Annotated in this window: 15 protein-coding genes; 8 read left to right on the plus strand and 7 right to left on the minus strand. The window is 73.9% G+C overall.

All coding sequences use genetic code 11. The features are described 5' to 3' along the window. The first annotated feature begins 64 nt into the window (after positions 1-64). Positions 65-919 (plus strand): nitrilase-related carbon-nitrogen hydrolase, encoded by an 855-nt coding sequence (locus AB2L28_RS10695; protein WP_370718715.1) that lies wholly within the window; start codon positions 65-67, stop codon positions 917-919. On the opposite strand, the gene AB2L28_RS10700 is transcribed toward AB2L28_RS10695, so the two are convergent. Next, positions 909-2330 (minus strand): alpha-L-fucosidase, encoded by a 1422-nt coding sequence (locus AB2L28_RS10700; RefSeq protein ID WP_370718716.1) that lies wholly within the window; start codon positions 2328-2330, stop codon positions 909-911. The genes AB2L28_RS10695 and AB2L28_RS10700 overlap by 11 nt on opposite strands. Beyond that, positions 2327-3241, minus strand: coding sequence for a MurR/RpiR family transcriptional regulator (locus tag AB2L28_RS10705; protein ID WP_370718717.1), 915 nt, complete (start codon positions 3239-3241; stop codon positions 2327-2329). The genes AB2L28_RS10700 and AB2L28_RS10705 overlap by 4 nt, the downstream gene beginning before the upstream one ends. A 224-nt stretch (positions 3242-3465) precedes the next feature. Here AB2L28_RS10705 and AB2L28_RS10710 point away from each other — a divergent pair, with 224 nt between their 5' ends. The 5 genes from AB2L28_RS10710 to AB2L28_RS10730 are packed head-to-tail and all read left to right on the plus strand — an operon-like array spanning position 3466 to position 8578. Next, positions 3466-4245: a sugar isomerase domain-containing protein gene (locus AB2L28_RS10710; RefSeq protein ID WP_370718718.1), complete on the plus strand. Its 780-nt coding sequence runs from the start codon at positions 3466-3468 to the stop codon at positions 4243-4245. A 55-nt stretch (positions 4246-4300) separates the two neighbouring features. After that, a complete protein-coding gene (gene ngcE / locus AB2L28_RS10715) occupies positions 4301-5707 on the plus strand; it encodes an N-acetylglucosamine/diacetylchitobiose ABC transporter substrate-binding protein (RefSeq protein WP_370718719.1) in 1407 nt (468 codons plus the stop codon). Then, positions 5704-6711 carry a carbohydrate ABC transporter permease gene (locus AB2L28_RS10720; protein ID WP_370718720.1) on the plus strand — a complete coding sequence of 336 codons (1008 nt, stop codon included), beginning with the start codon at positions 5704-5706 and terminating at the stop codon, positions 6709-6711. The genes ngcE and AB2L28_RS10720 overlap by 4 nt, the downstream gene beginning before the upstream one ends. Continuing rightward, entirely contained in the window at positions 6708-7598 is an 891-nt protein-coding gene (locus tag AB2L28_RS10725; protein WP_370718721.1) for a carbohydrate ABC transporter permease, read from the plus strand. The genes AB2L28_RS10720 and AB2L28_RS10725 overlap by 4 nt, the downstream gene beginning before the upstream one ends. Then, positions 7595-8578 carry an N-acetylglucosamine kinase gene (locus AB2L28_RS10730; RefSeq protein ID WP_370718722.1) on the plus strand — a complete coding sequence of 328 codons (984 nt, stop codon included), beginning with the start codon at positions 7595-7597 and terminating at the stop codon, positions 8576-8578. The genes AB2L28_RS10725 and AB2L28_RS10730 overlap by 4 nt, the downstream gene beginning before the upstream one ends. Here AB2L28_RS10730 and AB2L28_RS10735 read toward each other — a convergent pair whose 3' ends face one another. Then, positions 8579-9181, minus strand: coding sequence for a LysE/ArgO family amino acid transporter (locus AB2L28_RS10735; RefSeq protein WP_370718723.1), 603 nt, complete (start codon positions 9179-9181; stop codon positions 8579-8581). A 70-nt stretch (positions 9182-9251) separates the two neighbouring features. Between AB2L28_RS10735 and AB2L28_RS10740 the strand changes: the two genes are divergently transcribed. Both AB2L28_RS10740 and AB2L28_RS10745 read left to right on the plus strand, forming a co-directional pair. Then, positions 9252-10175 (plus strand): LysR family transcriptional regulator ArgP, encoded by a 924-nt coding sequence (locus AB2L28_RS10740; protein ID WP_370718724.1) that lies wholly within the window; start codon positions 9252-9254, stop codon positions 10173-10175. A 5-nt stretch (positions 10176-10180) separates the two neighbouring features. After that, positions 10181-10669, plus strand: coding sequence for a DUF427 domain-containing protein (locus tag AB2L28_RS10745; RefSeq protein ID WP_370718725.1), 489 nt, complete (start codon positions 10181-10183; stop codon positions 10667-10669). A 54-nt stretch (positions 10670-10723) separates the two neighbouring features. Here AB2L28_RS10745 and AB2L28_RS10750 read toward each other — a convergent pair whose 3' ends face one another. The 4 genes from AB2L28_RS10750 to AB2L28_RS10765 all read right to left on the minus strand — a co-directional run bounded on the left by AB2L28_RS10750 (position 10724) and on the right by AB2L28_RS10765 (position 14629). Further along, on the minus strand, positions 10724-10993 hold the full coding sequence (locus AB2L28_RS10750) for a GlsB/YeaQ/YmgE family stress response membrane protein (protein ID WP_370718726.1): 270 nt from the start codon (positions 10991-10993) through the stop codon (positions 10724-10726). Between the two features lie 202 nt (positions 10994-11195). Beyond that, positions 11196-12518: an extracellular solute-binding protein gene (locus tag AB2L28_RS10755; RefSeq protein ID WP_370718727.1), complete on the minus strand. Its 1323-nt coding sequence runs from the start codon at positions 12516-12518 to the stop codon at positions 11196-11198. A 114-nt stretch (positions 12519-12632) separates the two neighbouring features. Continuing rightward, the gene (locus AB2L28_RS10760; RefSeq protein WP_370718851.1) at positions 12633-13640 is read right to left on the minus strand and encodes a LacI family DNA-binding transcriptional regulator; all 1008 of its coding nucleotides are present in this window, start codon (positions 13638-13640) and stop codon (positions 12633-12635) included. A gap of 149 nt (positions 13641-13789) precedes the next feature. Next, complete coding sequence (locus AB2L28_RS10765; protein ID WP_370718728.1) at positions 13790-14629, minus strand: SDR family oxidoreductase; 840 nt, start codon at positions 14627-14629, stop codon at positions 13790-13792. Positions 14630-14637 lie beyond the last annotated feature (8 nt).

Below are 14637 nucleotides of genomic sequence, written 5' to 3' on the forward strand. Positions count from 1 at the left end.
GGGTCACGGGGAGCATCGTCGCCGTTCCCGCCCGCCGCCGCCCGCGCTGCTGCATCCTGGGCCGGTGAGCACCCCGGGCACCCCGCCGCCGGAGGTCGGTGTCGCCGTCGCCCAGGTCGCCCTCGCCGTCGGCGACACCGACGGCAACCTCGCCCGCGCCGTCGCGGCCGTGCAGGAGGCGGCCCGGCGGGGCGCCCGGGTCGTCGTCCTGCCCGAGCTCCTGCGCAGCGGCTACGTCTTCGCCTCCGCCCGGGAGGCGCGCGGCCTGGCCGAACCCGCCGACGGCCCCACCGCGGCCGCCCTCACCGAGGTCGCGCGACGGCACGACCTCGTCGTCGCGGTCGGCGTGGCCGAGCGCGTCGCCGACGGGTCCCTGCGCAACTCCGCCCTCCTGCTGGACCGCAGCGGGATCCGGACCGTCTACCGCAAGGTGCACCTGTGGGACGCCGAGGCGGACGTGTTCGTCCCCGGCGACGAGCTGCCCGAGGTCGTCACCACGCCGTGGGGGCGGCTGGCGCTCGCCGTCTGCTACGACCTGGGGTTCGTGGAGTGGGTGCGGCTCATCGCCCTGGCCGGCGCCGACCTCGTGTGCGCGCCGACGAACTGGCCGGGTGCGCCCCGGACCACCGCCGAACGGCCGATGGAGGTCGTGCACGTGCAGGCGGCCGCGGCGGCGAACCGGGTGTTCGTCGCGGCCTGCGACCGGACCGGCCCCGAGCGCGGGGTCACCTGGGTGGGCGGGTCGGCGGTCGTCGGCCCCGACGGGCGGCCGCTCGCGGAGACGCCCGACGGGGCCGGGGAGCACGTCCTCGTGGCCCGCTGCCGCCTCGGGGACGCGCGGCGCAAGGCGACCTCGGCGCGCAACGGCGTCCACGCCGACCGGCGCCCGGAGCTGTACGCCGGGCTGCTCACGCGCTGACGACGCGGACCCCGAGCAGGGCCGGGCGCGCGCGGAACTCCTCGAGCACGACCTCGACGTGGTCGGCGACCACGTCCGGCACGTCGAGGATCCGCAGGTGCCCCACGACGCCCGCGCCCCCGCGCCAGACGACCCGCCCGTCCAGGGACAGCGCGACGGAGAACGCCTCGATGCGCTGACCGCGGGCGATGTCCTCCCACAGGTCCACCGAGCGGACGGCGAGGGGTGAGCCGAACCGCAGGTCCAGGCGCGGGCGTCCGGCAGCGGGGGACCACGGCGCCCGGCCGGCGACGGGCGCGCCGGCCACGTCGACCGGCCCGTCCGCGTCCGTGACGTCCGCCTCGGCGGCGCGGTCGCCCTCGACGTGCCGGCGCACCAGGTCGCCCAGCCCCGCGAGCGCGGCGACGTCGGGGGCGGCGATCCGGCCGGTGGCGGCCGGTGGCACGTTGAGCAGGAAGCAGGAGTTCCCGCCGACGGCCGCGCGCCACAGGTCGAACAGCTCGGCCGCCGACCGCACCCGGTCGTCCTCGGCGGGGTGGTGGAACCAGCCCGGCCGCACCGAGGTGTTCACCTCCGCGGGGTACCAGACGCACTCCCCGGCGTACCCGGCCAGGGCCGTGCGGCTGCCGAGGTCCTCCTGGTCGGAGGTCACCTTGCGGGAGAACTCCCCGTCGTCGGACTGCTGGGAACGGCTGGCCGTCCCCTCGGCGTCCCGCAGCTCGTGCGGGACGACGCTCCACTCGTCGCGGCGGGTGTGGCCGGCCTCGTTCCCGCACCAGCGGACGTCCGGACCGCAGACGCTGACGACCGCGTCCGGTTGCAGCGCGCGGACGACGCGCAGGTAGCGGTCCCAGTCGTACAGCTGGCGGCGGCCGTCCGGGCCCTCGCCGTTCGCCCCGTCGAGCCAGACGCAGAACACCTCGCCGTAACCGGTGAGCAGTTCGGTGAGCTGGGCGACGAAGTAGTCGTCGTAGGCGCGGCCGGTGCCGTAGCGGTGGTCGGTGCGGTCCCAGGGGGACAGGTAGACGCCGAACGCCAGACCGGCGTCGGCGCAGGCCCGCGACACCTCCGCGACCAGGTCGCCGTTCCCGCCGCGCCAGGGGCTCGCGGCCACGGAGTGGCCGGTGTGCGCGCTGGGCCACAGGCAGAACCCGTCGTGGTGCTTGGCGGTGAGGACCACCCCGCGCATCCCGGCGGAGGCCATCGCCGCGACCCACTGCGCCGCGTCGACGTCCGGCGGGTCGAACGTGGCCGGATCCTCGTGGCCGGTGCCCCACTCCCGGTCGGTGACGGTGTTCACGCCGAAGTGGGCGAACCCGTAGAACTCCAGCGCCTGCCACCGCAGCTGCCGCGCCGACGGGCGCACGTTCGACAGGTACCGCAGGTCGGGTCCTGCGCTCTCGACGGTCACCGGGTCCGCCGCCGGGCCGGGCGGACGGCGTGCTGGGCGGGGATGTGGGCGGTCAGCGCGCGGGAGGCGCTGGCGCGGGCGAACGTCAGCTGCGCGACCCGCACGTAGAGGCAGTCGACGACGAGCAGCTGCGCGTGCCGGGCCGCGAACGGTCCCTCCCGGTACGTCGTACCGCCGGGGGCCACCGTGAGGACGACGTCGGCGAGCTGGGCCAGCGCCGACACCGGGTCGCCCGTCACGGCGACCGTCGTGGCGCCGCGCCGGGCGGCGAGCTCGGTGGGTTCGACGACCTCCCGGGTGGCGCCGGAGAACGAGATCGCGATCGCGACGTCGGCGGGGGTGAGCAGCGCCGCGGACGTGCTCGCGTCGTGGACCTCCGTCCAGTTCCGCACCGGGACGCCGATGCCGAACAGGCGCGAGTCGGTCTCGGCGGCCATGACCGCGCTGCCGCCGACCCCGTAGACGTCCACGCGGTGCGCGCGCGCGACCGCCTGGGCGGCCCGTTCCAGGGCGTCCAGGTCGAGGCGCCGGGCGGTGTCCTGCAGGCTGCGGGCGTCCGCGGCGGCCACGACCGCGGCCACCCGGTCGAGGGCGTCGTCCGGGGTGATCTCGGGGCCGATCCCGGCCGTCTCCCAGGCCGAACCCCAGGCGGACCCGCCGCCGGCCTTGCGGCCCTGCTCGCGCGCCATCCAGCGCACCAGCCCCTGGTAGCCGTCGAGCCCGATGGTCTGGCAGAACCGCGTGACCGCGGCCTGCGACGTGCCGGCGCGACGGGCGAGCTCGGAGGCCGAGCACTCCTCGACGCTCTCGGGCGAGGCGAGGACGAAGTCGGCCACCTTGCGCAGGGAGGGAGGCAGGTCCGCCCGGACCGCCTCGATGTGCTGCGCCGGGTCGAGGGTTTCGACGCCCATCCGGACTCCTCCGTCAGAGTGGATGACTGATCCAGCGGACGAAGGTTAGCACTGTGACCGTGCGGTGGGAGGTTGTCCGCCCGGGGGGGCGAGTCGCCTCGCCAGAGCAACGAGAACGCAACACGAACGCAACACGGCGGGCCCTTGACAGGCTGAGGCGACCGAGTGAACCATCCATGCAACCAGCAGTGACGCGGTGAATCGACGACTCAAGGAGAGATGCTGTGCCCCCGTTCGCCGACCGGTTCGCCGGCCACGTCGCCCAGTTCGGCACCGAGGTGCGGGACCGCCTCGACCGGCTCTCGACCCTCGCCACCTCCGGCGGCCTCGACGAGGCCGTCGGGCTGCTCGCGGACTGCGTCGCCGCCGGCGGGGTCGTCCAGGCGTTCGGCACCGGGCACTCGGAGGCCTTCGCCATGGAGGTCGCCGGCCGCGCCGGTGGGCTCATCCCCACGAACAAGGTCGCCCTGCGCGACGCCGCCCTCCTCGGCGAGCACCGGATCGCCGAGCTCACCGGCGAACCCCCGCTGGAGCGGGACCCGAACATCGCCCGCGACGTCTTCGGCACCGTCGTGCGCGACCCCCGGGACGTGTTCGTCATCGCCTCGAACTCCGGCGTCAACGGGTCCGTCGTCGGCCTCGCCCTGCTGGCCAAGGAGCACGGCCACAAGGTGGTGGCGGTGACGAGCCTGGAGCACACGCGGGCGGTGGAACCGAAGCACCCCAGCGGCAAGCGGCTCTCCGAGATCGCCGACGTCGTCATCGACAACCTCGCCCCCTACGGCGACGCCACGCTGACCGACGTCTCCGACGTCGCGGTCGGCTCCGTCTCGTCCCTGACGGCGGCCTACGTCGCCCAGCTGCTGACCATCGGCACCGTCACGGCCCTCGCCGAACGGGGTGAGGAGGCGCCGCTGTACGTGTCGGCCAACGTCCCCGGCGGCCACGACCGGAACAAGAGCATCGAAGCCCGCTACGGCGACCGCCTGCGCCGCAGCGCCTGACCGCTCGAAGCACCGCGAAACCCCTGACAGTCCGCACTCCCCGGGAGGAACCACCGTGAGCGAGCCCACCACCCTGCAGCGTCGACGTTTCCTGGGACTGGCCCTGGCCGGCGCCCTCGTCCCCGCCGCCACCGCGGCCTGCGCCGCCTCCGGCGGGAACGAGGACTCCGGCGACTCCGGTCCCACCGGGGAGGTCAGCGAGCAGAACCCCTTCGGCGTCGCCGAGGGTGCCGCCGTCGACGCCGTCATCTTCGACGGCGGCTACGGCACCGACTACGTCTCCTTCGTGGCGGCCAAGTACGCCGACCTGCACGGCGGCGGGACGCTGACGGTGTCGCCCTCCACGCAGATCGCCCAGGAGCTGCAGCCGCGCTTCGTCGGTGGCAACCCGCCGGACCTGGTGGACAACTCCGGCGCCAACGCCATCGGCCTGGCGACGATCGCCGCGCAGCTGGAGGACCTCACCCCGCTGACCGAGGCGAGGAACACCGACGGCGACGTCATCAAGGACACCCTCTACCCGGGGATGCTCGACGACGGCACCTACGACGGCCGCCTCGTGCAGTTGAACTACGTCCTCACCGTCTACGGCCTCTGGTACTCCAAGACCCTGTTCGACGCCAACGGCTGGACGGCGCCCGCGACCTGGGACGACGCGCTGGCCCTGGGGGCGTCGGCGCAGCAGCAGGGCAAGTACCTCTTCTGCTGGGGCAAGGAGGCCGCCTCCTACTACCTGACGCTGGCGGTCGACTCGGCCATCAAGGAAGGTGGCGACGAGGTGCGCATCGCGCTCGGCAACCTCGAGGCCGACGCCTGGAGCCACCCCGCCGTGCAGGCCGTGTTCGGCAAGATGGCGCAGGCCGTCGAGGCCGGCTACTTCCGGCCCGGCGGCGCCGGCACCCAGTTCACCGCGGCGCAGGCGCAGTGGAGCCAGGCCCAGGAGGCGATCCTCTACCCGTCGGGGTCCTGGATCGAGAACGAGATGAAGTCCCAGACGGCTCCCGACTTCCAGATGACGGGCGCCCCGCCGCCCTCGGTCACCGCGAACGCGGCCATGCCCGCCGCGGCCTTCCACGCCAGCGCGGGGGAGCCGTTCATCGTGCCGAGCAGGGGCGCGAACAAGGCCGGCGGCATGGAGGTGCTGCGCCTCATGCTCTCCAAGGAGGCCGCGACGAACTTCGCCAAGACCAAGCTCTCCTCCACGGTCGTCAGGGACACGGTGCCCGCCGACGCGTTCGGGTCCACCGCCCTGGCCTCCCAGATCGCCATGCTCGACGCGGCCGGTGAGGACACCTACACGTTCAACTTCAACGACGTCTACGGCTTCACCAGCCAGAACAACGTGCTCTGGAACGGGTTCCTGTCCGGTCAGCTCGACGTCGCCGGTCTCACCAGCGGCCTGCAGCAGCAGTTCGACCAGACCCGCGAGGACAGCAGCATCACCAAGGTCACGGTGTCGTGAGCGCCTTGCCCGGCGCCCCCGACCGCACCGCCGTCCGGGGTGGCCCCCGCCCCCCGGCGGCGAGGCGGAAGCGGTGGACCTTCGACCGGGTCAGCCTCGTGGTCGTCTTCCTCGGGGTCCCGCTCGCGCTCTACCTGGTGTTCGTGCTCTACCCCTTCACCCAGGCGGCCTGGTACTCGCTGACCTCCTGGTCGGGGTTCACCGCCACGCAGGAGTTCATCGGGCTGGAGAACTACCGGCGGCTGCTGAGCGACGGGTTGTTCCTCAAGGCCGTCGGCAACAGCCTCAGCCTGCTCGTGGTCGTCCCCGCCGTGACGCTGGTGCTGAGCTTCGCGCTGGCCTGCCTGCTGACGTTCGGCGGCTCCTCGACCGGGGCCGTGCGCGGCCTGGCCGGGTCGTCCTTCTACCGCGTCGTGTCGTTCTTCCCGTACGTGGTGCCGGCCATCGTCGTCGGCATCATCTTCGGTCGCGTCTACGACCCCAGCGCCGGTCTGTTCAACGGTGTCCTCACCGGGGTCGGCCTGGACCGCTTCCGGGACTTCGCCTGGCTGGGGGAACCCTCGACGGCGATGTGGGCGGTCATCGTCGTCATCGTCTGGGCCTTCGTCGGCTTCTACATGGTCCTGTTCGTCGCCTCGATCCGGGCGATCCCGGCGGAGATCTTCGAGGCGGCCCGCATCGACGGGGCCGGCCGCTTCCGGACGGCGGTGTTCATCGCCGCCCCCGGGATCGCCGGGTCGCTGCGCACGGCCTACGTCTACCTGGGCATCTTCGCCCTCGACGCGTTCGTCTTCCTGGCGGCGATGAACCCCGACGGCGGCCCGGGCAACTCCACGCTCGTCATCACCCAGCAGATCTTCTCCACCGCGTTCACGCAGGGGCGGTTCGGGCTGGCCTGCGCGATGGGCGTCGTGCTCGCCCTGCTGACGTTCGTCTTCACGGGGCTGGTGCTCGGCATCGGTCAGGCGCTGGCCCGCCGCGACGCGAAGGGGGCGCGGGCATGAGCGCCGTGACGCGTGACCCGGAGGCCGCCGTCGCCGCCCGTCCCGGACGGCGGGGCCCGTCGGGGGAGCGCACGGTCGCGATCGGTTCGCACACCGTCCTGGTGGTCTGGTCGCTGATCGTCCTGCTGCCGTTCGCCTGGACGGTCGTCTCGAGCTTCAAGACGAACCAGGAGATCTTCGCCTCGCCCTTCTCCCTGCCGCGGGAGTGGCGGTTCCAGAACTACGTCGACGCCTGGGAGACCGCCGGGATCGGGTCGTACTTCTTCAACTCGGTGATCGTCGTCGCCTGCGCGCTGGTGCTGACGATGCTCATGGGGGCGATGTCGGCCTACGTCCTGGCCCGGTTCGACTTCCGCGGCCGCACCGTGCTGCGCTACCTCATCGTGGCCGGGCTCACGTTCCCGGTGTTCCTCGCCGTCGTGCCGCTGTTCTTCATCCTGCAGCAGCTCGGCGTCCTGAACTCCCTGCCCGGGCTGATCCTCAGCTACGCCGCCTACGCCTACCCGTTCACCGTCTTCTTCCTCCTCAGCTTCTTCGAGCAGCTGCCGGGGGAGATCGCCGAGGCCGCCTCGATCGACGGCGCGAGCGAGTGGCGGACCTTCTTCCAGGTCATGCTGCCCATGGCCGGCCCGGGCATGGCGGCCGTCGCCATCCTCAACTTCGTCGGGTTGTGGAACCAGTTCCTGCTGCCGGTGGTCCTGAACTCCGACCGCAGCAACTACGTCCTGACCCAGGGGTTGGCCGCCTTCGCCTCCCAGGCGGGGTACGACGTCAACTTCGGGGCGCTGTTCGCCGGTGCGGTGATGACGGTCGTGCCGGTGCTCGTCGTGTACCTGGTGTTCCAGCGGCGGCTGCAGGGTGCGGTCTCGGCCGGCGGGCTGAAGTGACACCAGCGGCCTCCGGGGTGGTGCTGGCCCTCGACGCGGGCGGCAGCACCACCCGGGCGCTCGTGCTGGACCCGGCCGGGCGGCCGCTGGCCCGGGCCGCGGCCGGTCCGGGGAACCCATCGGCCGTGGGCGTCCAGACCGCGCTGGGGTCGTTGCGCGCCGCCGTGTCGCAGGCCCTCGCCGGCGCCGGTCGCGGCGGGCGGGAGGTGCGGTCCACCGTGCTGGCGACCGCCGGGTCGGACCGGCTGGTCTCGCCCGAGACCCTGGTCGAGCACCTCGGGCTCGACCCCGGGGTCCCGTTCCGCCGGGTCTCCGACCTCCTGGCCATGTTCCACTCGGCGGCCGAGGAGGACACCGGTGCCGCGCTCGTGGCGGGCACCGGCTCCGTCGCCGCCCGGGTGCGCGACGGCGCCCTGGAGCGCGTGGTCGGCGGGAACGGCTGGCTGCTCGGGGACGCCGGGGCGGGGTTCTGGATCGGGCGCGAGGTCGCGCGCGCCGTCACGTCCGACCTCGACGGCACCGGCCCGGCCACCGCCCTGACCCCGGCGCTGCTGGCCGAGTTCGGTCTCGTCGACGACCGCCGTCCCCGGGAGGGCCGGGCGTTCGTGCTGGGGGAGATCGTCGACCTCGTCCACGCCGCCGCTCCCGTCCGGCTGGCCCGGCTGGCTCCGGCCTGCTTCGCCGTCGCGGACGCGGGCGACGCGGTCGCGACCGGGATCGTGGCGGCGGCCCAGGAGGAGCTGGCCACCCTCGTGCGCGCCGTCGCCGGGCCGGGGCCGCTCGTCGTCGGCGGCGGGGTGTGGCGGCGCGGGGCGGCCGGTGCCCTCGCCCCCGGGCTGCGGGAGGCCCTGGCGGGCCGGGACGTGCTGCCCGCCGCCGACGGCCTGCTCGGCGCCGCGTCCCTGGCCCTGCGCGCCCTCGGCCTGCCGACCACGCCCCTGCGCGCCCTGCGCGGGGCCGGGGCCGACCCGCCGTCCTGATCAGGGGCCCGCGACGAGCTGCACCGCGAGCACGACCATCACGACGGCGACGCCGACGTCGAGGACCCGCCACGCCGCGGGCCGGGCGAACACGGGCCGCAGCAGGCGTGCCCCGTGCCCCAGGGCCGTGAACCACGCGACGCTGCCGAGGGCGGCGCCGAGCCCGAACCACCAGCGCTCGTCGCCGTGGGCCGCGGCGACCGACCCGAGCAGGACGACGGTGTCGAGGTAGACGTGCGGGTTGAGCCACGTCAGCGCGGCCGTGGTCGCCACGACTGACGCCAGCGGGACCGCGGCACCCGAGGGGTCGGCCCGCAGCGCACCCGGCCGCCACGCGCGCCGCAGCGCGAGCGCGCCGTACCCGAGCAGGAACGCCGCCCCCGCCAGGCGCAGCACCGTCACCAGACCCGGTGCCGCCGCGACCAGCGCGCCCGCCCCCGCCACCCCGACGCCGATGAGCAGGACGTCGCTGGCGATGCAGACCGCGACGACGGCACCCACGTGCTCGCCGCGGACCCCCTGCTGGATGACGAAGGTGTTCTGGGCGCCGATGGCGACGATGAGGGACAGGCCGAAGGCCAGCCCGGCGAGGACGGTGAGCACGCCGACGACGGTAGGCAGCGGCCCGCCCCGGCTCCAGCTCAGGAAACTGATCCACCTTTAGCATCGCTTCATGGGCGGGAGCGTCGACTGGGACCTGGCGCAGTTGCGCGCCCTCGCCGCCGTCGTCGCCGAGGGCTCGTTCGAGGCGGCCGCCCGGACGTTGCACGTCACGCCGTCGGCGGTCAGCCAGCGGTTGCGCGCCCTCGAGACCGCCGCCGGACGGCCCCTGCTCGTCCGCAGCCGTCCGCCGCGTCCGACCCGGGCCGGCCGGTCCGTGCTCCGGTTCGCGCGTGAGGTGGAGCTCCTCGCGGCCGAGGCGGAACGGGCGGTCCGCCCCGCCGACGCGCTGCCCGTCCTGCCGGTCGCCGTCAACGCCGACTCCCTCGCGACGTGGTTCCTGCCCGCGCTCGCGCCGCTGGCGGCCGAGTTCTGCTTCGACCTGCGCCGCGAGGACCAGGAGCGGACCCACGAACTGCTGCGCTCCGGCAGCGTCGTCGCGGCGGTGACGACCGAGGCCGACCCGGTGCCCGGGTGCCGGGCGACGCGCCTCGGTGCCGTGCACTACCAGCCGTTCGCCACCGCGGCGTTCGTCCGGCGGTGGTTCCCCGACGGCGTCGGCCCGGACGCCCTCGCCCGGGCGCCCCTCGTGGTCTTCGACCGCGACGACGACCTGCAGGACAGCTGGCTGCGCCGGCACGGCGGCGGGGGACCAGGGGCACCAGGGGGGCCAGGGGGGCCGCGGCACCACGTCCCCGCGACGGCCGACCACGGCGAGGCCGTCCGGCTGGGGTTCGGGTGGGGACTGCTGCTGCCGGAGCAGGTGGCGGGCGGGCGGGGGGACGGGCTCGTCGACCTCGACCCCGGCGGTGGGCTCGACGTCGACCTGCACTGGCAGCGGTGGAAGGTCGCCTCACCGGCCGTGGACCGGCTCAGCGGGGCCGTCCTGGCCGCGTGGCGCCCCGGTGGCGGGGACGGGACCGCGGGACGACCCTGACCTGCGTGAGCGAATCCTGCTGGGACTACCCGCGGCCGCCGCGGCTCGAACCCGCGCGCCGGCGGGTGCGGATCCACGACCCCGAGGGCCGGCTGGTCGTCGACGTCCTCCCGGACGAACGGGTCCCGCGGGCCTGGCGCGTGCTGGAGACGTCGCACCCGCCGACGTACTACGTGGCGGCCGAGGCGGTGCTGCCCGGCGCGGTTCGGCCGGTCGAGGGGCGCAGTTGGTGCGAGTGGAAGGGGCAGGCGTCCTACGTCGACCTCGTGGCCGAGGACGGTCGGGTGCTGCGCCCGCGGGCCGCCTGGTTCTACCGCGACCCGACGCCGGCGTACGCGGCGCTCACCGGGGCCCTGGCCTTCTACCCCTCGGGGGTGCGCTGCCTGCTCGACGAGGAGGAGGTCCAGGCGCAGGAGGGGGACTTCTACGGCGGGTGGATCAGTGCGGAGGTGACCGGGCCGTTCAAGGGAGCGCCGGGCACCCTGGGGTGGTGAGGGCCGCCGGTGCGAGGGCCGGAGACGGCGGTGCCGTCCCCGGCCGGGCCGCGCTCAGCGAGCGCGACCACCGCGCAGGGCTCCGACGATCGAGACGCCGATCGCGGCGATGACGACCTGGATGACCAGTTCGATCCAGTCGATGCCGGGGGTGTCGGAGACGCCGACGGCGGCGGCGATGGCCGTACCGATGAGGGCCGCGACGATGCCGACGAGGATCGTGAGCAGGATCGAGATGTTCTGCTTGCCGGGCAGCACCAGGCGCGCGAGGGCGCCGATGATGAGCCCGACGATGATGGCGGTGATGATGCCGGTGACGGTCACGAGTTCCTCCAGTTATCCGGGACCCGGGGATCTGTGCGGGCCGCACCGGGTCCCTGCCGGTTCCCGGTGCGCCCGAAGGTTTCCACGGTTCGAATCACCGCGCGCGCTGGAAATCGGCCGGTCGCCTGGACGGCGGGCGGGGTGACCACACGCCGTCCGTGGCGCTCGACGCTGCGTGTCCTGGGGGACGTGCGGCGGCCGGTCAGGAACCGTTCGTGGCGTTCATGGCCTGGGCGAACTCCTCCGGCGTGATGGTCAGCCCGAACAGCTTCTCGATGTTCTCCAGCAGCGCCTCGGCCGCGGTGGGGGAGAGCGCCTGGTCCCAGGACTGCTGGAACGCGGGTGCCTCCGACGCCAGGTCGTAGACGAACGTCAGCCAGTCGGCGTCCTCGCTGCCGCCGAACTGCTCGTCGGCGCCCACGACCACCGGGACCGACCCGGCCTCGATCCAGGCCGTGGTCGTGGCCTCGGTCACCAGCCCGTCGGCGAAGAAGTCCATCGCCACCTGCTTGGCCTCGTCCGTGGCCTTGGCGGACATGGCGTAGTACCCCGCCGGGTTGCCGACGGCGTCGGCCATGTCGCCCTTCCCGCCGTCCACCGCCGGGAACCTGCTCCAGCCGAGGTTGCCGCCGGTCACGAAGTCGCCACCGTCGGTCTTCATGGAGCCGTAGACCCACGACCCGTGCAGCATCATGGCGGCCCTGCCGCTGTAGAGCAGCGCCTGGTCGGCGTTGGAGTCGGCCGTGATGGAGGCGAAGCCGTTGACGAACCCGCCGGCGCGCACGAGGTCCTGCACCTTGGTCAGGGCTTCGATCGACCCCGGCTGGGACCACCCGTCCGGCTGCCCCTCGTAGATGGACGTGAACAGCTCCGGGCCGCCGATGCGGTCGTACAAGTACTCCAGCCACATCATGTTCGTCCACCGGGACTGCCCGCCGAGGGAGATCGGGGCCACCCCGGCGTCGTTGAAGACGGGGACCAGAGCCATCAGCTCGTCCCACGTCGTCGGCGGCTGCGCCCCGACCTGGTCGAACAACGCCTTGTTGTAGTACATGACGATGGGCGAGACGACCTCGCACGGCATCGCGTAGATCCTGCCGTCGACCGTCGCCGCCCCGAACGCGCTGGCGAACAGCTCGTCCCGGAGGTCGGCGTGCTCGTCGAAGAACGGGGTGAGGTCCTCCACCTGGGAGCTCTTGACGTAGTCGCGCAACCCGCCGCCGCCCCAGGTCGGGATGATCGTCGGGGCCTGGTTCGCGCCGATGGCCGTGCGGATCTTGGCCTTGTAGGCGTCGTTCTGGAACGCGGACAGCGCGATCCGGCCGTCCTCGTGGCTGTCGTTGAAGGTCTCGACGGCGTCGGTGCGGATCCCCTCCGCGGGCTGGCCGGTGAGGATCCACATGGTGGCGCCGTCGCCGGCGGCCGCGCCGGGCCCGGAGTCGCCGCACCCGGCCAGCGTCGCGGCCAGGGGAGCGGCGCAGACCAGGGACAGGAAGGTGCGGCGGGCGGCGGTGGGGGACGTCATCGTTCTCTCCCGTTCGGACTGGTCCGGTGGGCGGCGGGGTGGTCCACCGGCGGGGCGGGACGCGGCGGTGCAGTCCCGTATATCGATATCATCGCCCCCGTCCGGCGGAGCCTGTCAAGGGCGGGCGGTCGATTCCCGTTCGACCACCCGGAAGGACACGGTGACGTCCCGGGGCAGCTCCCCCGGGTTCGCGATCCGCCGCCCGAGCAGGTGGACCGTCTGGTCGACGAGGCCGTCGAGGTCGGGGGCCACCGACGTCAGCGAGGGGATGCGGAACCCGGAGTCCTCGACGTCGTCGAAGCCGACCACGAGGACGTCGTCCGGGACGCGGACGCCGTGGTCGGCCAGCGCGCGCACGACGCCGAAGGCCAGGGTGTCGGTGACGCAGAAGATCCCGTCGGGGACCTCCCCCCGGGCGAGCAGGTCGCGGGCGCAGGCGGCGCCGGCGGCCTGCGTGACCCCTGCGTACGCCGCCGAGGCCCGCACCCCGCGTTCGCGGACCACCCGGGCGAACCCCTCGGCGCGCAGGACGAACGCCGCCCCCTCGGGCAGGGTCACGTCCTGCAGGTCGGTCAGGGTCGGGAACCCCACGAGCGCGAGGTGGCGGCAGCCGCGGTCGAGCAGCAGGCGCGTGGCCGCCTCCGCGCCGGCGACGTTGGGCATGCTCACGTGGTCGACGGTCTGGTGCAGCTCCTGCTCCCCGAGCACGACGACGGGGACCTCGCGGCTGAGGGCGTTGAGCTCGCGCTCGGTGAGCCCGAGCGCGGCGATGACCAGGCCGTCGTAGGCGTTGAGCCGGGAGTCGCGGAACGCCGCGAGCTCGCCCTCGCGGCTGGCGTGCGTCTCCTCGACCACCGTCGCTCGCCCGGCCTGGGAGAAACCGAGGACTAGGCGGTGGGCGAGGCGGCTGTAGTAGTGGCTGTCGAGGGTGGGGACGGCGATGCCGACGACGCCCGTCCGTCCCTGCCGCAGGCTGCGGGCCGCGACGTTGACCTGGTACCCGAGCCGGTCGACCGCCTCGAGGACGACGCGACGGGTCTCCTCGCTCACCGGGCGCCGGCCTGTCAGGGCGTTGGAGACGGTCATCGCCGAGACCCCGGCCTCCGCCGCGACGTCGCGCATCGTCACCACCGCCGTGTCCTCCTGTCCCGCCGGGCCGTTCCGGGGCAGAAACTACCGCCGTCGGTCCTCCCCGGACGGCGCGACGACCCGGGGACGCCCGCGACCCGGGCGTCGGGCCGTTCGCCCCCACCCCGCAAACCCCGGGTGGTTCAGAGGATCGGGTTGCCACCCGTCACCGCGACGCGCGCCCCGGAGACGTAGCTGCCGTCGTCGGAGGCGAGCAGCACGTAGACGGGGGCGAGCTCGCCCGGCTGACCCGGCCGGCCCAGCGGGACCTGCTGCCCGAAGCTCTCGACCTGCTCCGGCGGCATCGTGGAGGGGATGAGCGGTGTCCACACCGGCCCCGGAGCGACGCTGTTCACGCGGATGCCGCGGTCGCCGACCAGTTGCGCCATCGAGGCGCACATGTTGGCGATGCCGGCCTTGGTCATCGAGTAGGGGATGAGCGTCGGCTTGGGGTTGTCCGAGTTCACCGAGCTGCTCCCGATGATGGACGAGCCCGGCCCCATGTGCGGCAGGGCGGCCTTCGACAACCAGAAGAACGCGCTGAGGTTGGTGTTCAGCGTGAACATCCACTCCTCGTCGGAGATCTCCTCCAGGGTCTCGTGACTCATCTGGTACGCGGCGTTGCTGACGAGCACGTCCACCTTCCCGAACTCCCGCACGCACGCGTCGACCACGGCGCGGCACTGCCCGGCCGTCGAGATGTCACCGGCGACGAGCACCGCCCGCCGTCCGGCCTCCTCGACCCACCGCGCCGTCTCCTGCGCGTCCTCGTGCTCGGACAGGTAGCTGATGACGACGTCCGCCCCCTCGCGGGCGTACGCGATCGCGACCGCGCGGCCGATCCCGGAGTCGCCGCCGGTGACGATGGCCGCCTTGCCGGTGAGCTTGTCGTGGCCGACGTAGGACGTCTCGCCGTGGTCGGGCGTCGGCCGCATCGCGCCGGTGGTGCCGGGGGGTTCCTGCTGCTGGCTGGGCTGGGACACGGGGGCTC

Source organism: Kineococcus mangrovi (assembly GCF_041320705.1).
Taxonomy (GTDB): domain Bacteria; phylum Actinomycetota; class Actinomycetes; order Actinomycetales; family Kineococcaceae; genus Kineococcus; species Kineococcus mangrovi.